The sequence below is a fragment of the Pseudomonas sp. SWI44 genome (genome assembly GCF_002947915.1).
Classification (GTDB): Bacteria; Pseudomonadota; Gammaproteobacteria; order Pseudomonadales; family Pseudomonadaceae; genus Aquipseudomonas; species Aquipseudomonas taiwanensis.
Window position 1 is genome coordinate 2,806,518 of record NZ_CP026674.1, and the last position, 23,217, is coordinate 2,829,734.

At 62.4% G+C, this 23,217-nt stretch carries 22 protein-coding genes and 1 tRNA gene; 9 read left to right on the plus strand and 14 right to left on the minus strand.

The features are described 5' to 3' along the window. Positions 1-6 precede the first annotated feature (6 nt). On the minus strand, positions 7-780 hold the full coding sequence (locus C4Q26_RS13220; protein ID WP_023382806.1) for an ABC transporter ATP-binding protein: 774 nt from the start codon (positions 778-780) through the stop codon (positions 7-9). A gap of 606 nt (positions 781-1,386) precedes the next feature. On the opposite strand from C4Q26_RS13220, the gene gabP reads away from it, so the two are divergent. Beyond that, positions 1,387-2,775 carry a GABA permease gene (gene gabP, locus C4Q26_RS13225; protein ID WP_023382804.1) on the plus strand — a complete coding sequence of 463 codons (1,389 nt, stop codon included), beginning with the start codon at positions 1,387-1,389 and terminating at the stop codon, positions 2,773-2,775. 142 nt (positions 2,776-2,917) lie between these two features. Here the strand turns inward: gabP and C4Q26_RS13230 are convergent, their stop codons facing one another. The 6 genes from C4Q26_RS13230 to C4Q26_RS13255 form a co-directional block, all read right to left on the minus strand. Further along, positions 2,918-3,361, minus strand: coding sequence for a hypothetical protein (locus C4Q26_RS13230; protein ID WP_023382803.1), 444 nt, complete (start codon positions 3,359-3,361; stop codon positions 2,918-2,920). Between the two features lie 53 nt (positions 3,362-3,414). Further along, the gene (gene ppk2 / locus C4Q26_RS13235) at positions 3,415-4,404 is read right to left on the minus strand and encodes a polyphosphate kinase 2 (protein ID WP_023382802.1); all 990 of its coding nucleotides are present in this window, start codon (positions 4,402-4,404) and stop codon (positions 3,415-3,417) included. 230 nt (positions 4,405-4,634) lie between these two features. Then, positions 4,635-4,710, minus strand: a tRNA-Phe gene (locus tag C4Q26_RS13240). Between the two features lie 90 nt (positions 4,711-4,800). After that, positions 4,801-5,073 (minus strand): oxidative damage protection protein, encoded by a 273-nt coding sequence (locus tag C4Q26_RS13245; RefSeq protein ID WP_023382801.1) that lies wholly within the window; start codon positions 5,071-5,073, stop codon positions 4,801-4,803. Continuing rightward, complete coding sequence (gene mutY / locus C4Q26_RS13250; RefSeq protein ID WP_027907597.1) at positions 5,070-6,137, minus strand: A/G-specific adenine glycosylase; 1,068 nt, start codon at positions 6,135-6,137, stop codon at positions 5,070-5,072. Before mutY ends, C4Q26_RS13245 begins: the two co-directional genes overlap by 4 nt. Further along, entirely contained in the window at positions 6,134-8,371 is a 2,238-nt protein-coding gene (locus C4Q26_RS13255) for an AsmA family protein (RefSeq protein ID WP_023382799.1), read from the minus strand. The genes mutY and C4Q26_RS13255 overlap by 4 nt, the downstream gene beginning before the upstream one ends. A gap of 321 nt (positions 8,372-8,692) precedes the next feature. On the opposite strand from C4Q26_RS13255, the gene C4Q26_RS13260 reads away from it, so the two are divergent. From C4Q26_RS13260 to hisF, 6 genes are all read left to right on the plus strand, one after another. Continuing rightward, positions 8,693-10,351, plus strand: coding sequence for an OFA family MFS transporter (locus C4Q26_RS13260; protein ID WP_023382798.1), 1,659 nt, complete (start codon positions 8,693-8,695; stop codon positions 10,349-10,351). Positions 10,352-10,565: 214 nt separating this feature from the next. After that, on the plus strand, positions 10,566-11,159 hold the full coding sequence (gene hisB / locus C4Q26_RS13265; protein ID WP_027907596.1) for an imidazoleglycerol-phosphate dehydratase HisB: 594 nt from the start codon (positions 10,566-10,568) through the stop codon (positions 11,157-11,159). After that, the gene (hisH, locus tag C4Q26_RS13270; RefSeq protein ID WP_023382796.1) at positions 11,160-11,798 is read left to right on the plus strand and encodes an imidazole glycerol phosphate synthase subunit HisH; all 639 of its coding nucleotides are present in this window, start codon (positions 11,160-11,162) and stop codon (positions 11,796-11,798) included. After that, positions 11,799-12,059 (plus strand): DUF2164 domain-containing protein, encoded by a 261-nt coding sequence (locus C4Q26_RS13275; protein ID WP_023382795.1) that lies wholly within the window; start codon positions 11,799-11,801, stop codon positions 12,057-12,059. A gap of 27 nt (positions 12,060-12,086) precedes the next feature. Then, positions 12,087-12,824 (plus strand): 1-(5-phosphoribosyl)-5-[(5-phosphoribosylamino)methylideneamino]imidazole-4-carboxamide isomerase, encoded by a 738-nt coding sequence (gene hisA, locus C4Q26_RS13280; RefSeq protein ID WP_104883167.1) that lies wholly within the window; start codon positions 12,087-12,089, stop codon positions 12,822-12,824. Between the two features lie 10 nt (positions 12,825-12,834). Continuing rightward, complete coding sequence (gene hisF / locus C4Q26_RS13285; protein WP_011536177.1) at positions 12,835-13,605, plus strand: imidazole glycerol phosphate synthase subunit HisF; 771 nt, start codon at positions 12,835-12,837, stop codon at positions 13,603-13,605. 96 nt (positions 13,606-13,701) lie between these two features. Here the strand turns inward: hisF and choV are convergent, their stop codons facing one another. From choV to C4Q26_RS13300, 3 genes are all read right to left on the minus strand, one after another. After that, the gene (gene choV / locus C4Q26_RS13290; RefSeq protein WP_023382793.1) at positions 13,702-14,880 is read right to left on the minus strand and encodes a choline ABC transporter ATP-binding protein; all 1,179 of its coding nucleotides are present in this window, start codon (positions 14,878-14,880) and stop codon (positions 13,702-13,704) included. Continuing rightward, positions 14,877-15,725, minus strand: a complete 849-nt coding sequence (choW, locus tag C4Q26_RS13295; protein ID WP_177325271.1) for a choline ABC transporter permease subunit — start codon at positions 15,723-15,725, stop codon at positions 14,877-14,879. The genes choV and choW overlap by 4 nt, the downstream gene beginning before the upstream one ends. Before the next feature lie 82 nt (positions 15,726-15,807). Further along, the gene (locus C4Q26_RS13300) at positions 15,808-16,755 is read right to left on the minus strand and encodes a choline ABC transporter substrate-binding protein (protein WP_023382791.1); all 948 of its coding nucleotides are present in this window, start codon (positions 16,753-16,755) and stop codon (positions 15,808-15,810) included. A gap of 442 nt (positions 16,756-17,197) precedes the next feature. On the opposite strand from C4Q26_RS13300, the gene C4Q26_RS13305 reads away from it, so the two are divergent. Both C4Q26_RS13305 and C4Q26_RS13310 read left to right on the plus strand, forming a co-directional pair. Continuing rightward, positions 17,198-18,574 (plus strand): L-serine ammonia-lyase, encoded by a 1,377-nt coding sequence (locus tag C4Q26_RS13305; protein WP_023382790.1) that lies wholly within the window; start codon positions 17,198-17,200, stop codon positions 18,572-18,574. 393 nt (positions 18,575-18,967) lie between these two features. After that, a complete protein-coding gene (locus C4Q26_RS13310; protein WP_023382789.1) occupies positions 18,968-20,074 on the plus strand; it encodes a GlxA family transcriptional regulator in 1,107 nt (368 codons plus the stop codon). Between the two features lie 83 nt (positions 20,075-20,157). On the opposite strand, the gene C4Q26_RS13315 is transcribed toward C4Q26_RS13310, so the two are convergent. From C4Q26_RS13315 to C4Q26_RS13330, 4 genes are all read right to left on the minus strand, one after another. Then, positions 20,158-20,415, minus strand: a complete 258-nt coding sequence (locus tag C4Q26_RS13315; RefSeq protein WP_023382788.1) for a hypothetical protein — start codon at positions 20,413-20,415, stop codon at positions 20,158-20,160. Between the two features lie 360 nt (positions 20,416-20,775). Then, on the minus strand, positions 20,776-21,246 hold the full coding sequence (locus tag C4Q26_RS13320) for a thioesterase family protein (protein WP_023382787.1): 471 nt from the start codon (positions 21,244-21,246) through the stop codon (positions 20,776-20,778). Positions 21,247-21,256: 10 nt separating this feature from the next. Further along, complete coding sequence (locus C4Q26_RS13325; RefSeq protein ID WP_023382786.1) at positions 21,257-22,222, minus strand: L-carnitine dehydrogenase; 966 nt, start codon at positions 22,220-22,222, stop codon at positions 21,257-21,259. 21 nt (positions 22,223-22,243) lie between these two features. Further along, the gene (locus C4Q26_RS13330; RefSeq protein ID WP_023382785.1) at positions 22,244-23,128 is read right to left on the minus strand and encodes a 3-keto-5-aminohexanoate cleavage protein; all 885 of its coding nucleotides are present in this window, start codon (positions 23,126-23,128) and stop codon (positions 22,244-22,246) included. Between the last annotated feature and the right edge of the window lie 89 nt (positions 23,129-23,217).

The window sequence follows — 23,217 nt, forward strand, 5'->3', positions numbered from 1 at the left end:
GCTCCGTTAGCGGTGGCTGGACATGAATTGCTTGCAACGCGCCGAGGTCGGGTTCTCGAAGACCTGCTGCGGCGATCCTTGCTCTTCGACCAGGCCCTGGTGCAGGAAGACGACTTCACTGGACACCTGGCGGGCAAAGTTCATCTCGTGCGTCACCAGCAGCATGGTACGGCCTTCTTCGGCCAATGCGCGGATAACGTTAAGCACTTCCTGGACCATTTCCGGATCGAGCGCCGAGGTCGGCTCGTCGAACAGGATGACTTTGGGCTTCATGGCCAGCGTGCGGGCGATGGCCGCGCGTTGTTGCTGGCCACCGGAAAGCTGGGCGGGGTAGCTGTGACGCTTGTCGTAGATGCCGACCTTGTTCAGCAGCGCTTCGGCGGATTCGATGGCTTCGGCCTTGCTCTGGCCAAGCACGCGGCGCGGCGCCTCGATGATGTTGTCGAGGATCGACATGTGCGGCCACAGGTTGAAATTCTGGAAGACAAAGCCGATTTCGCTGCGCAGGCGGTTGATCTGGCGATTGTCGGCGGCGATCAGGTCGCCATTCTTGGCAGCCTTGAGCTTGAGCGACTCACCGGCGACCAGGATTTCACCCTGGTGCGGGTTCTCCAGCAGGTTGATGCAGCGCAGCAGCGTGGACTTGCCGGAACCGGACGACCCCAGGATGGAGATCACGTCACCGTCGCGGGCGGTCAGCGAAATGCCCTTGAGAATTTCCTGATCGCCGTAGCGTTTATGCAGATTGCGGATTTCCAGCGCGGGCGTGGCCTGAGCCATGTGCGGTCCTCATGTGTACGGGTGCGTTCCCAGCTGTTGGCGGCCTTCCTGGCGAGCGCCACGCTAGCATAGCGGCAATATGGCGGCCAACCGGGTTGCAGGGGGCTTGGGGTGCTGGCGGGGCGGTTTGTCGCATCGTTGCAGTGCAACGTCGCGCAGATGTCCGCATGGGTTTTGTCCAGCACCGGAGCCTTGATGAAAAAAGGCGCGATGGTGCCAGCTTTGGACAGCCCTGAAAAGCCGTTTTTGGCCGGGTGGCGCTTTGCCGCCAGTTGTGTCTCGGTGCGGTTGCGCCTTCCGGTTGCGCTTTTGCCTGCCGCATTTTTGTGCACAGGTGTTACCGAGGAGCACCTCTGGTGCATTTGTAAGTGGGTATTTCAGTAATCCAGAAGTCGTATGGAAATTTGGCGGCCTTTCGGCCATTGGCTGGCCGAAGGGCCTGCAACCCGCGTTCTATACGGGTGCAACGGACGATCGGACGAATGCCTGGTGTACCTGGCCCGCTTATTGCCCTAGGGAAACCGCCGATTGCAGCGACGCCTAAATCAACCCCGGGCGCGCTTCGTTACAGCAATCGGGTGGTCCACTCCTTACAAAGGTAGTTTTATGAGCGGTAAGCACAATTCCAATGACCTCGCTCAGGGGCTCAAACAACGGCATGTGACCATGCTGTCCATTGCTGGCGTGATCGGCGCCGGTTTGTTCGTGGGCTCCGGCCATGCCATCGCTGCAGCCGGCCCGGCCGTGCTGCTGGCTTATGCCGCTGCCGGTACCCTGGTGGTGCTAGTGATGCGCATGTTGGGCGAAATGGCCGTCGCCTCGCCTGACACGGGTTCTTTCTCGACATACGCCGACCGCGCCATTGGCCGCTGGGCCGGTTTCACCATCGGTTGGCTGTACTGGTGGTTCTGGGTGCTGGTCATTCCACTGGAAGCCAACGCCGCTGCGGCAATCCTGCATGCCTGGTTCCCGGCTGTGGACCTGTGGGCCTTCTCGCTGGTCATTACCCTGGCGCTGACCCTGACCAACCTGTGCAGCGTCAAGAACTATGGCGAGTTCGAGTTCTGGTTCGCCCTGCTCAAGGTGCTGGCGATCATCGGCTTCATCGTCGTGGGCTGCGCGGCCCTGTTCGGCATGGTACCGAGCAGCCAGGTCAGCGGTGCCAGCCACCTGTTCGACACCCAGGGCTTCATGCCTAACGGCCTGGGCGCCGTGCTCGCAGCGATGCTGACTACCATGTTCTCCTTCATGGGTACCGAAATCGTCACTATCGCCGCTGCCGAGTCGAAAGACCCAGGCAAGCAGATCAGCCGTGCCACCAACTCGGTCATCTGGCGTATCTGCCTGTTCTACCTGGTGTCGATCTTCCTGGTCGTGGCCCTGGTACCGTGGAACGATCCAGCGTTGGCTGAACTGGGCTCTTACCAGACCGTGCTGAGCCGCATCGGCGTGCCCAACGCCAAGCTGATCGTCGACATCGTCGTGCTGATCGCGGTGACCAGTTGCCTGAACTCGGCGCTGTACACCTCGTCGCGCATGCTGTTCTCGCTGAGCAAGCGTGGGGATGCACCTGCCGTAGCGCAGCGCACCACCAAGGCCGGCACCCCGCACTGGGCGGTGCTGCTGTCTACCGCCGCAGCGTTCCTTTGCGTGTTCGCCAACTTCGTCGCGCCGGCCCAGGTATTCGAATTCCTGCTGGCCAGCTCGGGCGCCATCGCGTTGCTGGTGTACCTGGTGATCGCCGTGTCGCAACTGCGCATGCGCAGCCAGCGTGAAGCCCGCGGCGAGAAGATCTCCTTCAAGATGTGGCTGTTCCCTGGGCTGACCTGGGCGACCATCGCGTTCATCATCGCCATTCTGGTGGTGATGGGGCTGCGTGAGGATCACCGTGTCGAGATCCTCGCGACTGCACTGTTGAGCATTGGTGTGGTGGCGGCTGGTTTGCTGGTGCACCGCAAGCGCGAAGCGGCTGGGCGAGTGGCGCTGGATAACTGATCCGGGCTGCTTGAAATGAAAAGGCCGCGTCCTGTGAAGGGCGCGGCCTTTTTATTGGGCGCATCGCGAGCAAGGCTCGCTCCTACGTCTATCATCGGCGTTACTGTAGGAGCGAGCCTTGCTCGCGATGCGCCGCTCGGTCTCAACCAAACTGCTTCTGCTGCTGTTGCTGCTTGGCCACCAGCTCGGAAGCGGCGATGTACGCCTCCTGGAACTCGTCGCTCTCCAGCCAGGCCATGGTGGTGTCTTCGTCGGCGCCATCGAGCCAGGTGCGGTAGGCGTTGAACACCAGCACGATGTAGTCGGTGGCGTGCTCTTCCTTGTGGCCCTTGAGCACCAATGCCAGCAGCGGGTCGACCAGGAACACCGAGATCATCGCCACCAGGCTGGTTTCCTGCGCCACCTTCATCTTGGCGAACAGCTCCTTGTAGCTGTCCGACTCCATGGCCTTGTTGAACACCTGTTCGATGCTGGCGCTGTCACCGGCGCTGGCCTTCACGGCCTGGCCGCTGCGCACCATGCGGTTCTGCTTGGCCTTGGTGGCGGCGCGTTTGGCGCGTTTCTGTTGCTTGGTATTGGAGGCCATGGGGCGAATCCTTGGGTATGTCCGGAAATTGCGCGTATTGAAACGCAGACCCCCTAGGTATTCAACTGAGCCGGCTCATCCTCTTCGAACCCCTTGGAGGCTTTGCCCACCAGCAAGGGATCTGGGGCGTGCGCGACGCTGTGGTCCTTGCCGGGGTAATCCAGTGAATGCAGGAAATGGCGGATGCAGTTGATGCGTGCGCGTTTCTTGTCGTCGGACTTGATCACCGTCCATGGCGCATCGGCTGTGTCGGTATGGAAGAACATCGCCTCCTTGGCGGCGGTGTAGTCCTCCCACTTGTCCAGCGACTTGATGTCGATCGGCGACAGCTTCCAGTGCTTGAGCGGGTCGTCGCGGCGTGAGATGAAGCGGCGTAGCTGTTCCTCGCGGTTTACCGAGAACCAGTACTTGAACAGCAGGATGCCGCTGTTGCACAGCATGCGTTCAAGGTCGGGCGCCTGGCGCATGAACTCCAGGTATTGCAGCGGTGTGCAGAAATCCATGACCTTCTCGACCCCGGCGCGGTTGTACCAGGAGCGGTCGAAGAACACCATTTCGCCTGCCGTGGGCAGGTGCTGGATGTAACGCTGGAAGTACCACTGGCCCTTTTCCTGTTCCGAAGGCTTCTCCAGTGCGACGATCCGGGCACCCCGTGGGTTGAGGTGCTCCATGAAGCGCTTGATGGTGCCGCCCTTGCCTGCCGCGTCCCGACCCTCGAACAGGATCACCACGCGCTGGCCGGTTTCCTTCACCCAGCTTTGTACCTTCAGCAACTCGATTTGCAGCGCGTGCTTGGCCTTCTCATAGTCCTGGCGGCGCAGGCGGGTGCGGTACGGGTAGGTGGCCGGCAGGCGCGCTGAAGTGCTGTCCTCGTTGCTGCCCTTGGGGGCCGTCGCCACCTCAAGCGCGGCGGGCTGCTGGCTGACACGGGTAATGGTGGGTTCGGGCTTGCGCTGGCGTGGCCGGCGGGGGCGAGGTGTCGGTTTGGCGCTTGGGGCGGATTCGCTGGGGGCGGGAAGGAGGAGGGGGGATTCTTCGCTCATGGAGGTCCTTGCGGGTCGACTCGGAGGGTTGAACCGCAGTGTAGGGATGAGCAATTGCTGGCGACTTGATACTGATCAAGGCTTACTGCCAGCTTGGCGAGCGCACTGCATCAGGCGCGTACAACAAGCGCTGCCTTTCTCGGAGAAAATCCCAGACAACAAAAAACCCGCACTAGGCGGGTTTCTTGTTGTCGCTTCGGGTAACTTTGCAACCACCAGAAGCTTGAAGGTGGTGCCCAGAGACGGAGTCGAACCGCCGACACGAGGATTTTCAATCCTCTGCTCTACCGACTGAGCTATCTGGGCGACGAGGTGCATTAAATAGATTTCCAGACCGTCCGTCAACGACTTTTTGAAAAAATTTTAAATTAATTCCGTCGCTTACGTTTTCTGGGGTCATTCGGCCGGCGGAACGTAGCCTTCGGCCTGGGCGTATTCTTCGCCGGCGAAAAACTTGTCCATTTCGCCCTGGAGGTACTTGCGGTCTTCACCGTTCATCATGTTCAGGCGCTTTTCGTTGATCAGCATGGTCTGGTGCTTCTGCCAGTCGGCCCAGGCCTTCTGCGAGATGTGTTCGAAAATGTCCTGGCCTTTGGCGCCGGGGTAGGGCGGGCGGTCCAGGCCTGGCAGTTCTTCTTTGTATTTGCGGCACATCACGGTGCGGGTCATCGTGCTTCTCCTGCAATCAGTTCGTCGGCCGCGCGTTTGAGCAGCTTCTTGACCGGGGCGGCGAGGCCCAGGCGCGGCGGGGTGGCGAGGTTATACCAGAGCCAGTCGGCCTCGGCCACGGGCTGGCCGACCGGGTCGACGCGGACCAGCCAAGGCTCGATCGCCAGCTGGAAATGGCTGAAAGTGTGAGTCAGGCCTTCTAGCGCGCGGCTGTCGGCCAGGCGCAAGCCGTGTTGGTAGGCCAGGTCGTCGAGCTGTTCGATGTCGTCCAGTTCGGGCAGGCTCCACAGGCCACCCCACAGGCCGCTGGAGGGGCGGCGATACAGCAGAATGGCGCCTTCGTGGTTGGCCAGCAGCGGCATCAGCGTGCGGCGCTGGGGCAGGGCTTTGCGCGGCTTGGGTTCGGGGTAGCGGGTTTCTTCGCCGTGCAGGTGCGCCTCGCAGCCGCGCTGCAATGGGCAGATCAGGCAACTGGGCTTGCTGCGGGTGCACAGCGTTGCGCCCATGTCCATCATCGCCTGGGTGTAGTGGTTGGCGCGCTGCTGCGGGGTGAAGCGCTCGGCGGTGGCCCACAGTGCATTGGCCACTTTTGGCTCGCCTGGGTAGCCAGCTTGAGCGGTGTAGCGGGCGAGCACGCGCTTGACGTTGCCATCGAGGATCGGTGCGCGGATGCCCATGCTGATGCTGGCGATGGCGCCGGCCGTCGAGCGGCCGATACCCGGCAACTCGGTGAGCTGCTCGACGCTACGCGGGAACTCGCCGCCGTACTGCTCGACCACCATTTTCGCGGCTTTCTGCAAGTTGCGGGCGCGGGTGTAGTAGCCCAGGCCCGTCCACAGGTGCAGCACTTCGTCCTCCGGCGCGGCCGCCAGGGCCTGCACGGTGGGCAGGGCCTGCATGAAGCGGTCGAAGTAGTTGAGCACGGTGCTCACCTGGGTCTGTTGCAACATGATTTCCGACACCCACACCCGATACGGGGTGATGCCCTGTTGCCAGGGCAGGTCATGCCGACCGTGCTGGTCGTACCAATCCAGCACGGCGCTGGAGAACTGCTCGGGGCTCATCGCTTGAACAGCCCCTTGAGCGCGTCTTTGAGTTCTGGGCTCACCTTGTCTCCGAGTTTTTCGTCAATCTTGTCTTTAAGGCGGTTACCGGCCAGCTTGGCGGCGACCTTGCCCAGGCCTTCCTGATCGAGGCGGCAGGCTTTGGCGCCCAGCTCCAGCGGGCCACGGCAACGCAACGGCACTTCAATGCCCACGAAACGCTCGTTGACCTGGCAGGCAGGGTCCGGCATGGCGCGCTGGTCACCTTCCACGATCACGCCAACGTTGTAGTCCATGCCCAGCACACGCAGGTCGAGGTCGCCCTGGCCATTGACGGTCAGGCCGGGAATGCGGGCCTTGAGGTCCGGGTTGCTGGCCACGCCGTTGCGTATCACCAGGCTGCCGCGCAGTTCTTCGAACGGGGTGTCCTTGCCGCGTGGCTCGCCGCTGAGCGACTTGCGGTTCAGCGTGGCGATGGCTTGGCACAGTTGCTGTTCGAGGTTGGCATTGACCAGCACACCGTCATTGATGGTGAAGTTGGCGGCGCCGTTGAGGGTGTCGATCAGCGCTTTCTGGCTGTTGCCGGTGGCGGTAAGGTCGCTGGACAGGGTGAGCAGCCCCTTGACTGGAGGTGCCTGTTCCTTGCCTTCAGCCTTGATGAAATGCTCGACCGGCACCCGGTTGATCTTGGTGCTGATGCCGATTTGCGGCACAGCGGGGCGCACGTCGACGGTGCCTTTGGCGTCGAAGCTGCCGTTGTACAGGCCGCCGCGCAGGGTCTGCAGAGTGACCAAGCCACCCTGGCCGGTGACGGCCAGCTGGGCGTCGCTGATGGGCAGCTTGTCCAGGGTCAGCGAGCCGAACGCAATGTCAGCCTGCAGGTCCAGGGCACGCAGGCGGTCCACCGGCAACAGTTTGTCGTTGCTCCAGGCTACCTGGGTCGGGGCATTGGGCAGCGGCGAGGTGCCGGCACCTGCGACGGCGCTGGCCTCCTGCTGCTTGACCTCGGCCTGGCGGGCGGCGGTGGCGCCCTTGGCCTCTTCGCTCTTGGCCGGCAAGTAGCGGTCGGCGTCGAAGGTGTCGCCTTTGAGTTGCAGGCGCAGGGCCTGCTTGGCGAAGTCTTCGATGGCCACCCGACCACTGAAGCCGCTGTCGTCGAGCTTCACCGCCAGGTCTTCCAGGGTCAGGCTATTGGGCGTGCCTTGCAGGCGGCTGACCAGTTCCAGCTTGCCGAAGACGGTCGGGTCGTTGGTGGCTGGCAGCGGGTGGCCGATGCCGTCGAGGAAGGTGCGCAGGTCGAACTGGGCGATGGACAGGCCGCCACTGAGCTGCGGCGTCTTGTCCAGGTCACGCACGTTCAGCTCGCCGAGCGCGCGCATCTGGTTGGCCGAGACCTTGAGCCCGCTCCAGGAGGCCACGTTGGCCGCCAGGTCCACCAGCAGCTGGCCTTGCGCGGAGAAGGTCATGGTTTTGCCGGCCAGGGGCTCGCCCGACGTTTCGCCAGAAAGTCGCATGTCCTCGAAGTTGTAACGCTTGAGCTTGCGATCGAAGCGCAGTTCACCCGCCAACTCGGTGCGGGCCTTGATATTCGGTTGGCTGGCACTGAGGAAGGCGCTGGCCTTGAGCGGGATGTTCGCGCCTTCGTGAACGGGGCCGGTGCTCAACTGGATGCTTTCGGCGCTGAAGGCCTGGCCGCTCTTGGCATCGGTGTACTGCACGCGCGCGTTGTTCACGGTCAGGCTGTCGATGTCGAGTTTGACCGAGCGTTCGCTACCGCTGTCCGAGGGTGTCGAGGTGGGTTCGGCGGGAGCTTGCGCAGGCGCGTCGGCGGGGGCGCCGGTCTGTGCGGGCAGGGGTTTGCCGATGTCTTCCCAGTTGCCGTGGCCGTGCTCGTCGCGGGCCAGGGTCAGGTTCAGGCCTTCTACACGGACATCGCTCATTTGTACTTCGCGGCGCAGCAGCGGCAGCACACGTACCGACAGGCCCAGCATCTGCAGGTCGGCGAACGGTTGCTTCGGCGCCGTGAGCGTAGCGATGCTGGCATCGTGCAGCTCCAGGCCCAACCAGGGGAACAGGCTCCAGCCGATGTCGCCATTGAGGGTCAGTTCAACGTGCGCCTTGTCGCGCGCCAGCTGGCGAATCTCGTCTTTATAGTCGTTGGGATCGAAGAGGTGGGTCAGGGCGAAGCCCAGCGCCACGATGATCAGCAGCAACCCGAGTAACCCAAGCCCCAGGATTTTGCCGAACGCTTTCATGGGCGAGTCCTTGTAGTCCGATTTTTGAATTCAAGCGGCAGAGTATAGCGCCGCACGGGTTGTGCCTGCGTATTCGACAAGAGGCACAGGGTATTTCCTACGAAGGAAGGGTGCAGCAATACCGATTCAGCGGTTCAAAAAATAACGATATCAGATTGCTTTCATGTCACTTGATCCTGTTAACCTTGCGCCGCTTCCACGGAGCGCCGCGACGGATTGTCGCGGACGTTGCCGCAAATGGCCGGGCCTTGCCTTGTGTGCAGCCAGAAGAGCCGGGCATTCAATCCGCGAGCATCGTCTACCTACAAAAGGATCGAATCCATGAACAGCAGTATCACGGCAGGAGCGGTCGCCACTGCGCCGAGCTTCCTGTCGAAGGAGCGCATCATCGCCCGTCCGGGCTTCAACCGCTGGCTGGTACCCCCGGCAGCCCTGGCCATTCACCTGTGCATCGGCATGGCCTATGGCTTCTCGGTATTCTGGTTGCCACTGTCCCAGGCCATCGGTATCAGTGCCCCAGTCGCCTGTTCGGCCGACATGGGCTTCATCGCCAAGTTGTTCACCGCTGAGTGCGATTGGCCTATCTCGATGTTGAGCTGGATCTACACCCTGTTCTTCGTCTTCCTCGGCTGCTCGGCCGCTGTGCTTGGCGGTTGGCTGGAACACGCCGGTCCGCGCAAGGCTGGCCTGGTATCGGCGCTGTGCTGGTGTGGTGGCATGCTGATCTCGGCGATTGGCGTGAAGACCCACCAATTGTGGCTGATGTGGCTGGGGTCCGGCGTCATCGGTGGCATCGGCCTGGGCCTGGGTTATATCTCCCCCGTGTCGACCCTGATCAAGTGGTTCCCGGACAAGCGTGGCATGGCGACCGGCATGGCGATCATGGGCTTTGGCGGTGGTGCGATGGTTGGCGCCCCGCTGGCGACCGCATTGATGGGCCACTTCGGCAACGCGCAGGAAGTGGGCGTATGGCAGAGTTTTGTGGCGATGGCCGCGATCTACTTCGTATTCATGACCGCTGGCGCCCTGGCCTACCGCGTGCCGCCGACCGGCTGGAAGCCTGAGGGCTGGACCGCGCCGGTGAAGAAAGCCAACGCGATGGTCACCGACCGCCACGTTCACGTCAGCGTGGCCTGGAAGACCCCACAGTTCGCGCTGATCTGGCTGGTGCTGTGCCTGAATGTTTCGGCGGGCATTGGCATCCTGGGCATGGCTTCGCCACTGCTGCAGGAAGTCTTCGCCGGCAAGCTGCTGGGCAACCAGCTCAGCTTCAGCGAACTCAATGCCGCGCAACTGGCGCAGATCGCCGCCATTGCCGCTGGGTTCACCGGTTTGCTGAGCCTGTTCAACATCGGTGGTCGCTTCTTCTGGGCTTCGTTCTCCGACTACATCGGCCGCAAGAACACCTATTTTGCCTTCTTCGCCCTGGGCGTGGGCCTCTACAGCCTGGTGCCGAACATGGGCCACCTGGGCAACGTGGCACTGTTCGTAGCGGCGTTCTGCATCATCCTGTCGATGTACGGTGGTGGTTTCGCCACGGTGCCGGCTTACCTGGCCGACCTGTTCGGTACACAGATGGTGGGTGCCATTCACGGTCGCCTGCTGACTGCCTGGGCGGCGGCGGGCGTGCTGGGGCCAGTGCTGATCACCTACCTGCGCGAATATCAGCTGGCAGCGGGTGTCGAACGTGCAGCGGCGTATGACATGACCCTGTACATCCTTGCCGGCCTGCTGGTGCTGGGTTTCATCTGCAACCTGCTGGTACGTCCGGTGGCGGACAAGCACTTCATGACCGACGCCGAGTTGGCCGCAGAGCGTGCGTTGAGCCATGACAAAGGCGCCGATGGCGCTCGCTCGCTGGAATGGCATGCGGCACCGGGCAGCCTGCCGCTGGTGCTGTTCGCCTGGGCGGTGGTGGTGATTCCGTTGGCCTGGGGGGTGTGGATCACCCTGCAGAAGACGGCCGTTCTGTTCCACTGATCGTCCGGCCGCTATCGCCGGCAAGCCGCCGCCTACCGGTGTCTGGTGGAGGCGTCGGCTTGCTGGTGATAGGGGCAACACAGCTTGTATAGACCTGTAGCGCATTCGGCCTTGCGAAATTGCTTTGCCTGCCATATGTCATCCGCGTTTCAAGCTGGCGCGTCTTGGGCCTATAATGGAGCCCTTTTCGCCCAATGATTTTGCGGAGCTGGTGATGGTCGAACGTAAGGCTTCCGTCGAGCGCAATACCCTGGAAACCCAGGTCAAGTGCTCGATCAACCTCGATGGCAGTGGCAAGGCCCGATTCGATATCGGCGTGCCTTTCCTTGAACACATGCTCGACCAGATCGCCCGACACGGGCTGATCGATCTGGATATCGAGTGCAAGGGTGACCTGCATATCGACGATCACCATACCGTCGAAGACGTCGGCATTACCCTGGGCCAGGCATTCGCCCAGGCCATCGGTGACAAGAAGGGTATCTTCCGCTACGGCCATGCCTACGTGCCGCTGGACGAAGCCCTGTCGCGCGTGGTCATCGACTTCTCGGGCCGTCCAGGCCTGCAGATGCATGTGCCCTATACCCGCGCCACCGTTGGCGGTTTCGACGTCGACCTGTTCCAGGAGTTCTTCCAGGGCTTCGTCAACCATGCCTTGGTGACCCTGCACATCGACAACCTGCGGGGCCATAACACCCACCACCAGATCGAAACCGTGTTCAAGGCCTTCGGCCGCGCGCTGCGCATGGCGGTGACGCTGGACGAGCGCATGGCCGGACAGATGCCTTCCACCAAGGGATGCCTGTAAATGCAGACGGTAGCCGTAATCGACTATGGCATGGGCAACTTGCACTCGGTGGCCAAGGCGCTTGAACACGTCGGCGCCGGCAAGGTGCTGGTGACCAGCGACGCCGCAGTCATCCGCGAGGCGGACCGCGTGGTGTTCCCGGGTGTGGGCGCGATTCGCGACTGCATGGCCGAAATCCGCCGCCTGGGCTTCGACAGCCTGGTGCGCGAGGTCAGCCAGGACCGCCCGTTCCTCGGGATCTGCGTCGGCATGCAAGCGCTGCTGGACCACAGCGAGGAAAACGACGGTGTCGACTGCATCGGCCTGTTCCCCGGCCAGGTGCGCTTTTTCGGCAAAGACCTGCAAGAAGACGGCGAGCACCTGAAGGTGCCGCACATGGGTTGGAACGAAGTCAGCCAGACCATCGACCACCCGCTGTGGCATGACATTCCCGACCGCGCACGGTTCTACTTCGTGCACAGCTATTACATCAACGCCGGCAAGCCCGGCCAGGTGGTCGGTCGTGGCCACTATGGCGTCGACTTCGCCGCAGCATTGGCTGATGGTTCGCGCTTTGCCGTGCAGTTCCACCCGGAGAAGAGCCACACCCACGGTCTGCAGCTGCTGCAGAACTTCGTGGCCTGGGACGGGCGCTGGTAAATGAGCAGGTCGCGGACCAAGGCCCCGGTCATCACCCTGGCACCCGAGCAGGAGCGCGAAGCGCTCGATACCTTGAAGCGCTTCCTTGAAGACCGCTTCGAGCTGGAGCTGGGGTCGTTCGAGGTGGCTGAGGTCCTCGAGCTGTTCAGCAAAGAAATTGCACCCCTTTACTACAACAGGGCGATTGCCGATGTTCAGCTGCACCTCAAGGAGCGGTTCGAGAGCATCGAAAGCGACCTGTGGGCGCTCGAGAAGCCCTGAACTCCACCGAATAGACAGGTTTCCAAGATGCTGATTATCCCCGCTATCGATCTCAAGGACGGTGCCTGCGTACGTCTGCGCCAGGGCCGTATGGAAGACTCCACGGTATTTTCCGACGACCCGGTGAGCATGGCCGCCAAGTGGGTCGAAGGTGGCTGCCGCCGCCTGCACCTGGTTGACCTCAACGGCGCCTTCGAAGGCCAGCCGGTCAATGGCGAGGTGGTGACTGCCATCGCCAAGCGTTACCCGAACCTGCCGATCCAGATCGGCGGTGGCATCCGCTCGCTGGAAACCATCGAGCATTACGTCAAGGCTGGCGTCAGCTACGTGATCATCGGCACCAAGGCGGTCAAGCAGCCTGAGTTCGTCGCCGAGGCCTGCAAGGCCTTCCCGGGCAAGGTCATCGTCGGCCTGGACGCCAAGGACGGTTTCGTCGCCACCGATGGCTGGGCAGAAGTCAGCGCGGTGCAGGTCATCGACCTGGCCAAGCGTTTCGAGGCCGATGGCGTCTCGGCGATCGTCTACACCGACATCGCCAAGGACGGCATGATGCAGGGCTGCAACGTGCCCTTCACCAAGGCTCTGGCCGAAGCCACGTCGATCCCGGTCATCGCTTCGGGCGGCATTCACAACCTGGGCGACATCAAGGCCCTGCTGGATGCCAAGGCCCCTGGCATCATTGGCGCCATCACCGGCCGTGCCATCTACGAAGGCACCCTCGATGTCGCCGAGGCCCAGGCCTTCTGCGACAACTACCAAGGCTGAGGACTGAACCATGGCACTGGCCAAGCGCATCATCCCTTGCCTGGACGTGGACAACGGCCGGGTGGTCAAGGGCGTCAAGTTCGAGAACATTCGGGATGCCGGCGACCCGGTGGAAATCGCCCGTCGCTACAATGAGCAAGGTGCCGACGAGATCACCTTCCTCGACATCACCGCCAGCGTCGACGGTCGCGACACCACCCTGCATACCGTCGAGCGCATGGCCAGCCAGGTGTTCATTCCGCTGACCGTGGGCGGTGGCGTGCGCACCGTGCAGGACATCCGCAACCTGCTCAATGCCGGTGCCGACAAGGTCTCGATCAACACCGCGGCGGTGTTCAACCCCGAGTTCGTCGGTGAAGCTGCCGACCGTTTCGGTTCGCAGTGCATCGTCGTCGCCATCGACGCGAAGAAGGTTTCCGGCCCCGGCGAAGCGCCGCGTTGGGAGATCTTCACCCACGGTGGCCGCAAGCCGACCGGCCTGGATGCCGTCGAGTGGGCGAAGAAGATGGAAGGTCTGGGGGCCGGCGAAATCCTGCTGACCAGCATGGATCAGGACGGCATGAAGAACGGTTTCGACCTGGGTGTGACCCGGGCCATCAGCGATGCGCTGGGGATTCCGGTGATCGCTTCGGGTGGTGTGGGTAACCTGCAGCACCTGGCCGACGGCATTCTGGAAGGGCATGCCAGTGCGGTTCTGGCGGCCAGTATCTTCCACTTCGGTGAGTACACGGTACCGGAAGCCAAGGCCTACATGGCTTCGCGCGGGATTGTGGTGCGCTGAACAATGATTGGGGCCGCTTTGCGGCCCATCTGCCGTAGCCGGCCCTCCAGAGGAGCCCGCTCGCCGGCGATGGGCCGCAAGGCGGCCCCAATTGCATCATCCGTGGGTCTTGCCCAGCAACGCGTGATACAACTCGGTATCCCCGAGAATCCCTACCACTTTGTCGTTATCCTGCAGCACCAGCTTGTTGCCCGTCTGATAACGAATCTGCAGCGCCTCACGCATGCCGATATCGGCGTGCACCACAGTTGGCCTGCGTTCGAGCAGCTCTACATCCTGCCCCGGTGCCCATTTCTGCATGTCCAGGCCGTTCTGGCCCTGGCGTGCGCGCTTGAGCGAGCCTCCTTCGCCAAGGTCCAGCCACGAGTCGATACCTGGGTCCAGGCAAACCGAGCCGTTGACCCGTTTGCAGTTGTCCAGGCTGCGCATCAGGCTGCGGCCGCACAGCACGTTGAGCGGGTTGGTGTGGGCGACGAAGGTGCGCACATACTCATCCGCCGGGTTGAGGACGATTTCCTCGGGCTTGCTGTACTGGATGATCCGGCCATCTTTCATGATGGCGATGCGGCTGCCCAGTTTCAGCGCCTCGTCCAGGTCGTGGCTGACGAACACGATGGTCTTGCTCAACTTGCTTTGCAGCGCCAGCAGCTCGTCCTGCAGGCCCTGGCGGATCAGCGGGTCAAGCGCGGAGAAGGGTTCGTCCATCAGCAGGATGTCGGCATCCATGGCCAGTGCGCGGGCCAGACCCACACGTTGCTGCATGCCGCCTGACAGTTCGTCCGGCTTCTTGTTGCGCCATTGGGTCAGGCCCACCAGTTCAAGCTTTTCGTCCACCAGCTTGCGCCGTTCCTTCTCCGGACGGCCCTGCATTTCGAGGCCGAAGCTGATGTTCTCGCGCACCGTCAGCCAAGGCATCAGGGCAAACTTCTGGAACACCATGGCGATGCGCTTGGTGCGCATCATTTTCAGCTCGGCCGGGGTGCAGTGGGCAATGTCGATGTTCCGGCCTTCATGCTCGACGAACAGTTTGCCGCGGCTGACGGTGTTCAGGCCGTTGATGCAGCGCAGCAGGCTCGACTTGCCCGAGCCCGACAGGCCCATGAGCACGCAGATCTCGCCTTTGTTGATATCCAGGTTGGCCTTTTCCACGCCCACCACGAGGCCGGTCTGCTTGAGGATCTGCTCGCGGGTCTTGCCCTGGTCGAGCAGGGCCAGCGCCTCGCGTGGCTTGTTGGAGAAGATGACGTCGACGTCTTCGAATCGAATGATGCTCATGCTTCACCCCTTACCGGCAGCTCCGGTTGCTTGCAGATACGGTCGAGCATGATCGCCAGCAGCACGATCGCCAGGCCCGCTTCGAAGCCCAGGGAAATATCAGCGGTGTTCAGTGCGTTGACCACAGGTTTGCCCAGGCCATCGGCCCCTACCAGTGCAGCGATCACCACCATCGACAGCGACAGCATGATGCACTGGGTCACGCCGGCGGCGATGCTCGGCATCGCGTGCGGCAGCTCGATGCGGGTCAGCAGTTGGCGGCGTGAGCAGCCGAATGCCTTGCCGGCGTCCATCAGCTCTTGCGGCACGTCGCAAATGCCCAGGTAAGTGAGGCGGATGGGGGCGGCGATGGCGAACACCACCGTCGAGATCAGCCCCGGCACCACTCCCAGCCCGAACAAGGTCAGGGTCGGGATCAGGTAAACGAAGGTGGGCACGGTCTGCATCAGGTCGAGGACCGGGCGCATGGCGGTATAGAACATTGGCTTGTGCGCGGCGACGATGCCCAGCGGCACGCCGATGGCCACGCAGACCACTGTGGCGAAGGTGACCTGTGCCAGGGTCTCCATGGTTTCCTGCCAGTACCCCAGGTTAAGGATCAGCAGGAAGGAAAGGGCAACGAAAGCGGTCAGCGCCCACTTGCGCTGAATCAGGTGCGCGAGGGCGGCGAATACAGCCACCAGAACGAACGGGTTGAACCACGTCAGGGCGCTGGTGACGCCGTGGATCATGAATTCCAGGCCTTGGGCGATGGCGTCGAAGTAGCTGGCGCCGTTCTGGGTCAACCATTCGACGAATGAGGCGATGTACTGCCCCAGGGGTATTTTCTGATCGATAAGCATGATAGCGAGCTTCCACCTGCAAAGATTGAAATCAGTCCGGGGCGGGAAGGTTCCCGCCCCGGCGGTGTTGCCATAGCGTCTTGCGTTATTGCGTCAGTTTGGCCTTGGCCGCCTCAAGGCCGGGTTTGCCATCAACGGTGGTAACGCCGGCCAGCCAGTTATCCAACTTGCCGGGGTTGGCCTTGAGCCATTTCTTGGCGGCGTCCTCGGGCTTCATCTTGTCGTCCAGGACATAGCCCATCATGGTGCTTTCATCCTTGAGCTCGAACGACAGGTTCTTCAACAGTTGCCCGACGTTGCTGCATTCCTGCGTATAGCCTTTGCGCGTATTGGTCAGCACGGTGGCCTTGCCGAAATCGGGACCGAAGAATTCGTCCCCTCCGGTCAGGTACTGCATCTTGAAGCGGGTGTTCATCGGGTGCGGTTCCCAGCCCAGGAACACGATCGCTTCGCCGCGCTTCTGTGCCCTGTCCACTTGCGACAGCATGCCGGCCTCGCTGGACTGCACGATCTTGAAGCCTGCGTCCTTCAGGCCGAAGGCGTTCTTGTCGATCATGCTCTGGATGGTGCGGTTACCGTCGTTACCCGGCTCGATGCCGTAGATCTTGCCGTCCAGCTCTTTCTTGAACTTGGGGATGTCGGAGAAATCCTTCAGGCCCTTGTCATAGAGCGCCTGGGGGACGGCCAAGGTGTACTTGGCGTTCTCCAGGTTGGCGCGCACCGTTTCCACGGTACCGGCATCGCGGTACTGCTTGATGTCGTTTTCCATGGTCGGCATCCAGTTGCCGAGAAACACGTCCAGGTCCTTGCCGGTGGCCAGCGACTTGTAGGTCACCGGTACCGAGATCATGGTGGTGTGGGTCTTGTAACCCAGTGCTTCGAGCACAACGCTGGTGGTAGCGGTGGTTACGGTGATGTCAGTCCAGCCGACGTCGGAAAAACGTACCGTCTGGCACTGCTCAGGCTCTGCAGCCTGGGCCAGCATCGGTGCGGACAGCAACGCAACCAGCAACAGCGAGGGTGAACCTTTCATGGATGGACTCCTGTGATTTTATCTTCGGGTTCGCGTGGGTCTCCGGGCTTTCTGAGGGTCCGGTAGACCAGGCCTGCAGAGGGCAGGATGCGAGGCCGTGCAAAACGAGTCGCTTTCGATAATCCTCCAGCGCCGGTTAATCGCCTACTGGTAGGGTCGTAACCAGTACGGAACGGGTCGCATCCAGTATCGGCGACGTCGTTTATGGATTTCTCCACCCCGTCGGCCGCGTTTTTGCGTCACAAGGTCGCTTGAAAACGGCGCACGGGTGGCCGGATCGACAGCGGCGCTGCTGAGCAAAAGTACGTCGGTTGCAGACGGCGAGGGGAGGCATAAAAGCCCGATGATGCGTGCATTCGTGGCGGCTCGCAGCTTCAGCCTAGCAGTTGCCCCGCCCTGCGCATGGCGCGCAGAGACAAGCCCAGCAAGAGGTGAAGCGACAATGGCCATCAGCGTGTTCGACCTGTTCAAGATTGGTGTCGGGCCTTCCAGCTCCCACACCGTTGGCCCCATGCGTGCCGGCGCCCTGTTCGTCCAAGGGCTGCGCGAGCGCGGCGAGCTGGAACAGGTAAAACGGATCGAGGTGAGGCTGTACGGCTCGCTGTCGGCCACCGGTATCGGCCACGGCACCGACAACGCCACCATCATGGGCCTGATGGGCGAATGGCCTGACGCCATCGACCCCACCCAGATCGTCCCGCGCATCGCCGACCTGCGTGAAACCAACACCCTGCAGCTGGACGGGCGCCTGCCCATCGAGTTCGTCTGGGCCCGCGACATGCTGCTGCTGGATGAGAACCTGCCGTACCACCCCAACGCCATGACCCTGATCGCCGAAGGCGCGCAGGGCGAGCTGCACCGCGATACCTATTACTCGGTAGGCGGCGGCTTCGTGGTCGATGCAGCCCAGGCCGCCAGCGGTGTGCTGGACGCCGACCAGACGGTGTTGCCATACGATTTCAACAGCGCGGCCGAACTGCTGCGCCTGTGCAAACAAAACGACATGAGCGTGTCGCAATTGATGATGGCCAACGAGAAAGTCTGGCGCAGCGAAGAAGAGATTCGCGCCGGCTTGCACAAGCTCTGGGATGCCATGCAGGAATGCGTCAACAACGGCCTGAAATACGAAGGCACGCTGCCCGGCGGGCTCAACGTCCGCCGTCGCGCCGCCAAGCTGCATCGCAGCTTGAAGGAGATCGGCAAGCCCAACGTGATCGGCTCGACCATGAGCGCGATGGAGTGGGTCAACCTGTTCGCCCTGGCGGTCAATGAAGAGAACGCCGCGGGCGGGCGCATGGTCACGGCGCCCACCAACGGCGCCGCGGGCATCATTCCGGCAGTGTTGCACTACTACATGCGCTTCAGCGATGCGGTGAACGAGTCCAGCGTGGTCGACTTCTTCCTCGCCGCGGCAGCCGTGGGCATCCTGTGCAAGAAGAACGCTTCCATCTCTGGTGCCGAGGTCGGCTGCCAGGGCGAGGTGGGCTCGGCGTGCGCCATGGCGGCGGCAGGCCTTGCCGAAGTGCTGGGGGCAACGCCTCCACAAGTGGAGAACGCGGCGGAAATCGCCCTGGAGCATAACCTTGGCCTGACTTGCGACCCGGTTGGTGGGCTGGTGCAGGTGCCGTGCATCGAGCGCAACGCCATTGCCGCGGTGAAGGCGATCAACGCCGTGCAGATGGCTTTGCGTGGGGATGGCGAGCACTTCATTTCCCTCGACCAGGTTATCCGCACCATGCGAGACACCGGCGCCGACATGCACGACAAATACAAGGAAACCTCGCGTGGTGGCCTAGCAGTCAGTGCCATCGAATGCTGATGCGCTGATTTCGAACTGATGTGAGCTCTGCGCCCCTTTTTGGGGCGCTGTTTTTGGAAGTACCGGCTGTCGGCTGTCGCACTCAGTGTGGGTATTGTCGGTGACACTCAAATGTGTCGCTTCTGGGCATCCTTCCCAACCGTGCTACCGTTCTGCTCAGCAGTTACACGCAAAGGCGCTGGCGCGCCTGTTTGCGTTTTTCCGCAAGCGCGTACGAAACGCTTGATTTGCCGAAAGAAGACGTCGTTTTTGGTTTTTTTTGGATGCGCGTTCAATTTCCGGCACGCCGTTTGCGTTGAGATTGGCAAAGCCCCTGCATAACGAACGGGGGCACTAACAAGAAATCAGTGTCCGCCTGAGGCACACCCTGCATTTGTGTGAGGAGAAATCGCGATGACGTCGTACACCTCCGGGAACCCAACCCAGAACCGCACAGCCCCACAGTCCATCGGTTTTCTCCTGCTGGACAATTTCACCCTGATTTCCCTGGCATCGGCCGTCGAGCCGCTGCGCATGGCCAACCAGCTCTCCGGTCGTGAGCTGTACCGCTGGCATACGCTGACAGTCGATGGCGGCCAGGTATGGGCCAGCGATGGTCTGCAGATCACCCCGGATGCAGCCATCAACAACGCACCGCCCATGGACACCGTGATCGTCTGCGGTGGCGTGGGCATCCAGCGTTCGGTCACCCGCGAGCATGTCACCTGGCTGCAGGCCCAGGCCCGCCAGTCGCGCAGGCTTGGCGCGGTATGCACCGGCAGCTGGGCTCTGGCATGTGCCGGCCTGCTCGACGGCTTCGATTGCAGCGTGCACTGGGAATGTCTGGCGGCGATGCAGGAAGCCTTCCCTCGCGTGAACATGAGCACCCGTCTGTTCACCCTGGACCGTAACCGCTTCACCAGCTCGGGTGGCACTGCGCCGCTGGATATGATGCTGCACCTGATCAGCCGCGATCATGGTCGTGAACTGTCGGCAGCGATTTCCGAAATGTTCGTCTACGAGCGCATCCGCAACGAGCAGGATCACCAGCGCGTGCCGCTCAAGCACATGCTTGGTACCAACCAGCCGAAGCTGCAAGAGATCGTCGCGCTGATGGAAGCCAACCTGGAAGAGCCGATCGACCTGGACGAGTTGGCTGTTTATGTGTCGGTGTCGCGGCGCCAGCTCGAGCGCCTGTTCCAGAAATACCTGCACTGCTCGCCGTCGCGCTATTACCTCAAGCTGAGACTGATTCGTGCGCGGCAGTTGCTCAAGCAGACGCCGATGTCGATCATCGAAGTGGCGTCGGTGTGCGGCTTCGTTTCCACACCGCACTTCTCCAAGTGCTACCGCGAATACTTCGGTATTCCGCCGCGTGACGAGCGTGTCGGTTCCAACACCGCTCAGCAGGTAGCGATGATGCCGATCCCGCAGGCCATGACCCTGTCGCCGCACAGCGGGCCGATGGCCGCCCTGAGCCAGGCGCGCAACGAGTCGACGTTCGCCAGTGTGAGGATCTGACGCTCAATCGCCGGTCAGCCGGCGCCTACAGGTAACCCGCTAACCTGTAGGCGCCGGCTGGCCGGCGATGGGCGTGGGTGAAATCAGGTGCGCTTGTTGAACTGCGCCAACGCAGGCAGCAATTGCTTGTCGATCGCCTGGCGCACGGCCGGCAGAATCGTTGCGCTACCGGTATACATCTGTTCGACCATACCCTTCAGGGCACGGGCGTTGGGCTCGGTCAACCCGCGAACCACCACCTCGCACGCCTGCTCGGCGCTGGCACCGGCCGGAATGTCGAATCCCCGTGCGCGCAGGTGGCCCAACAGGTCGTCCTGATCAATCAAATCCGCATGCATCATGGCTGTTGTCCTTGTTTGCTGCTGTGATCGTCAGCCGATTCTGTGACGTGCCAGGCAAGGCGGCAAGGACAGAATGTCGCAATGGCTGCTTTGGCTAAGAACAGGTCGTTCCCGACTAAATCTGCGAGCGGGGAAGTCAGCACACTGAACTCATTCACGGTACCAGGGGGTTTGGTCACCCTCGCTCACACAGTGGATGTTTGCTCGCTCTTGGCCCCGGATGCTCACGGCTTTCCGGGGTTATTTTTTTTTGCGTCCAAGGGACATTCGCGGAAAAACCCGCTCCTCCAGATACCCGCTGCTCTCGTGAGCCGTGGAACACCTGGAGGAGCGGGTTCAGCCGCGAGCGGGCAATGGAATCTATGCAGGAAGACCAATCACACGCCCGGCGAATTCAGGCGCTGGCAGGTCGCGCTGGTTCTCTACCCAGTCGTTGAGCAATGCCACGCTGCGCTCCCCGAACGGCGCCGATTTAGGCCCCGCCAGGTCTACATGCAGCAGCATCTGCTCGCTTGCCGCCAATGCTTCGTCGAACCCCGCCCGGTGCAGGCTGTGGTAAAGGTGCAGGCGCTTGCGGTCGAAACCGATGATCTGCGTCTGCACCCACACTTCGGTGCCCAGCTTCACTTCATGCAGGTAGTTGATGTGCGCCTCGAGGGTGAACAGCGAATGTCCGCTTTGCCCACGGCTGTCCGCATCCAGGCCGATGCGCTCCATCAATGCGTCGGTGGCGTAGCTGAAGATCAGCAGGTAATAGGCATCGCGCAGATGCCCGTTGTAGTCGACCCAGTCCTCCTGGACCGGGGTACGGTAGGTGATCGAAGCGGGCATTGCGGTCTCCTCACTCGCCAAACGCCAGGCCGTGGCTGGCTTTGCTGTTTTTCACAGCTTCCAGTACTGCCAGCAGGGTGTCATCACGATAGCGCTCCAGCGCGGCGATGCTGCGCTCGCCCAGTTGCTCCGAGGTGCCTTCGACCACGTCGTCGATCAGTTTGTCCGTCAGCTCCGGTGCTGGCAGGTAGGTCCAGGGCAGCTTCAGCGCCGGGCCGAACTGGGACATGAAGTGGCGCATGCCAGCATCGCCGCCCGCCAGGGTGTAAGTGAGGAAGGTGCCCATGAACGACCAGCGCAGACCGGCACCGAAGCGGATGGCGTCGTCGATCTCGCCCGTCGTGGCTACGCCGTCGTTGACCAGGTGCAGGGCTTCGCGCCACAGCGCTTCGAGCAGGCGGTCGGCGATGAAGCCGGGGACTTCCTTGCGTACGTGCAGCGGGCGCATGCCCAAGGCCGTGTAGAAGGTCTTCGCGGCCTCGATGGCGTCCGGGGAAGTGCGGTTGCCACCGACGATCTCGACCAACGGCAGCAGGTACACCGGGTTGAACGGGTGGCCGACCACGCAGCGCTCGGGGTGGGTGGCCGACTCGTAGAACTCACTGGGCAGCAGCCCCGAGGTGCTGGAACCGATGATGGCGTTCGGTTTGGCCGCGGCGCTGATCTTGGCGTGCAGGTCGAGCTTGAGGTCGAGGCGTTCCGGGGCGCTTTCCTGGATGAAATCGGCGTCGCGAACGCATTCTTCGATGGTCGCGACGAACTTCAGCCGCTGCTGCGAAGCACCGGGCGCCAGGCCTTGTTTCTCAAGGGCCGGCCAGGCATTGGCGATGCGCTTGCGAAGCGCCTGTTCGGCACCGGGGGCCGGGTCCCAGGCGATGACATCCAGGCCATGGGCAAGGGCGCGGGCGACCCAGCCGCTGCCAATCACGCCGCTACCGAGGGCGGCGAAGGTCTTGATTTCGGTGATGAAGGGCATGTCGATCTCCTTGGCTCGGTATCAGCGGCGCTTGAGGTTCATTTTTTCCCGGCCTTCTGCCGGGGTGAGCACGCGGGCGCCCATGCGGGTGATGATTTCCGCTGCCCGCTCGACCAGCTGGCCGTTGCTCGCCAGTACGCCACGGTCCAGGTACAGGTTGTCTTCCAGGCCCACGCGAACGTTGCCGCCGAGCAGTACCGCCTGCGCCGCCATGGGCATCTGCATGCGGCCGATGCCGAAGCCTGCCCAGGTCACGTTCGCCGGCAGGTTGTCGACCATCGCCTTCATGGTGGTGGTGTCGGCCGGTGCCCCCCACGGGATGCCCAGGCACAGCTGGAACAGCGGGTCCTCTAGCAGGCCCTCCTTCATCATCTGCTTGGCGAACCACAGGTGGCCTGTGTCGAAGATCTCCAGCTCGGCTTTCACGCCCAGCTCGGTAATGCGCTTGGCGCCGGCACGCAGTTGCGCGGGGGTCGAGACGTAGATGGCGTTGCCATCGCCGAAGTTGAGGGTGCCGCAGTCGAGGGTGCAGATTTCCGGCAACAGTGCCTCGACGTGGGCCAGGCGTTCCAGCGGGCCGATCAGGTCGGTGCCTGGGCCGAATTCCATTGGCGACTCGCCTGGGCCGATTTCAAGGTCGCCGCCCATGCCGGCAGTGAGGTTGACGATGATGTCCACGTCGGCTTCGCGGATGCGTTCCATCACTTCGCGGTACAACGCTACGTCGCGGCTGAAGCGGCCGGTTTGCGGGTCGCGGACGTGGCAGTGGACCACGGTGGCGCCAGCCTTGGCGGCTTCGACGGCGGATTCGGCGATCTGTTTGGGGGTGACCGGGACCAAGTGGCTCTTGGCAACGGTGTCGCCGGCACCGGTGAGGGCGCAGGTGATGATGACGTCATGGTTCATGGCGTGGTTCCTGGTGATATCGGGGGTGGATTTTTCGCGGGCAAGCCCGCTCCCACAGGATCGACGTGACCCTGAATGTAGCGCTGTAC

Excerpts from the sequence above, each read along its gene's own strand:
- C4Q26_RS13220 (WP_023382806.1), bottom strand. The coding sequence starts at position 780 with ATGGCTCAGGCCACGCCCGCGCTGGAAATCCGCAATCTGCATAAACGC.
- gabP (WP_023382804.1), top strand. The coding sequence starts at position 1,387 with ATGAGCGGTAAGCACAATTCCAATGACCTCGCTCAGGGGCTCAAACAA.
- C4Q26_RS13230 (WP_023382803.1), bottom strand. The coding sequence starts at position 3,361 with ATGGCCTCCAATACCAAGCAACAGAAACGCGCCAAACGCGCCGCCACC.
- ppk2 (WP_023382802.1), bottom strand. The coding sequence starts at position 4,404 with ATGAGCGAAGAATCCCCCCTCCTCCTTCCCGCCCCCAGCGAATCCGCC.
- C4Q26_RS13245 (WP_023382801.1), bottom strand. The coding sequence starts at position 5,073 with ATGACCCGCACCGTGATGTGCCGCAAATACAAAGAAGAACTGCCAGGC.
- mutY (WP_027907597.1), bottom strand. The coding sequence starts at position 6,137 with ATGAGCCCCGAGCAGTTCTCCAGCGCCGTGCTGGATTGGTACGACCAG.
- C4Q26_RS13255 (WP_023382799.1), bottom strand. The coding sequence starts at position 8,371 with ATGAAAGCGTTCGGCAAAATCCTGGGGCTTGGGTTACTCGGGTTGCTG.
- C4Q26_RS13260 (WP_023382798.1), top strand. The coding sequence starts at position 8,693 with ATGAACAGCAGTATCACGGCAGGAGCGGTCGCCACTGCGCCGAGCTTC.
- hisB (WP_027907596.1), top strand. The coding sequence starts at position 10,566 with ATGGTCGAACGTAAGGCTTCCGTCGAGCGCAATACCCTGGAAACCCAG.
- hisH (WP_023382796.1), top strand. The coding sequence starts at position 11,160 with ATGCAGACGGTAGCCGTAATCGACTATGGCATGGGCAACTTGCACTCG.
- C4Q26_RS13275 (WP_023382795.1), top strand. The coding sequence starts at position 11,799 with ATGAGCAGGTCGCGGACCAAGGCCCCGGTCATCACCCTGGCACCCGAG.
- hisA (WP_104883167.1), top strand. The coding sequence starts at position 12,087 with ATGCTGATTATCCCCGCTATCGATCTCAAGGACGGTGCCTGCGTACGT.
- hisF (WP_011536177.1), top strand. The coding sequence starts at position 12,835 with ATGGCACTGGCCAAGCGCATCATCCCTTGCCTGGACGTGGACAACGGC.
- choV (WP_023382793.1), bottom strand. The coding sequence starts at position 14,880 with ATGAGCATCATTCGATTCGAAGACGTCGACGTCATCTTCTCCAACAAG.
- C4Q26_RS13300 (WP_023382791.1), bottom strand. The coding sequence starts at position 16,755 with ATGAAAGGTTCACCCTCGCTGTTGCTGGTTGCGTTGCTGTCCGCACCG.
- C4Q26_RS13305 (WP_023382790.1), top strand. The coding sequence starts at position 17,198 with ATGGCCATCAGCGTGTTCGACCTGTTCAAGATTGGTGTCGGGCCTTCC.
- C4Q26_RS13310 (WP_023382789.1), top strand. The coding sequence starts at position 18,968 with ATGACGTCGTACACCTCCGGGAACCCAACCCAGAACCGCACAGCCCCA.
- C4Q26_RS13315 (WP_023382788.1), bottom strand. The coding sequence starts at position 20,415 with ATGATGCATGCGGATTTGATTGATCAGGACGACCTGTTGGGCCACCTG.
- C4Q26_RS13320 (WP_023382787.1), bottom strand. The coding sequence starts at position 21,246 with ATGCCCGCTTCGATCACCTACCGTACCCCGGTCCAGGAGGACTGGGTC.
- C4Q26_RS13325 (WP_023382786.1), bottom strand. The coding sequence starts at position 22,222 with ATGCCCTTCATCACCGAAATCAAGACCTTCGCCGCCCTCGGTAGCGGC.
- C4Q26_RS13330 (WP_023382785.1), bottom strand. The coding sequence starts at position 23,128 with ATGAACCATGACGTCATCATCACCTGCGCCCTCACCGGTGCCGGCGAC.